This is a genomic window from Pseudorhodobacter sp. E13 (genome assembly GCF_003991405.1).
Lineage (GTDB): Bacteria > Pseudomonadota > Alphaproteobacteria > Rhodobacterales > Rhodobacteraceae > Pseudorhodobacter.
The window spans coordinates 1-223 of the sequence record NZ_RPEN01000038.1 but is presented as its reverse complement, the minus strand read 5'-3'; the positions used below and the strand labels follow the sequence as shown (position 1 = coordinate 223).

The window sequence follows — 223 nt, the reverse complement described above, 5'->3', positions numbered from 1 at the left end:
GTAGTGATGCGGCTCAAAGCCGGGCCAGAAGGTGCCGTTGGTGGCGTGGATGTCCATCGCAATGCGCGGTGCCCGTCGAAGTCGCCTCCAAGCGAACTCACCTCGCCGCGTGTCGATTACCCAATCAGGCTGGAGCCATTCGGTCACATCTTCGTGGCAAGTGACGCCGACGAATTGGCCCGACCCACGCCGCCATGCTTTTGCAAAAGCCCCCGCACCGATC

General features: G+C 62.3%; 1 pseudogene. It reads right to left on the bottom strand.

Features of this window, described 5'->3' with window-relative positions:
- A pseudogene (locus tag EGN72_RS19335) lies at nt 1-223 on the bottom strand (ABC transporter ATP-binding protein); the annotation flags it as partial.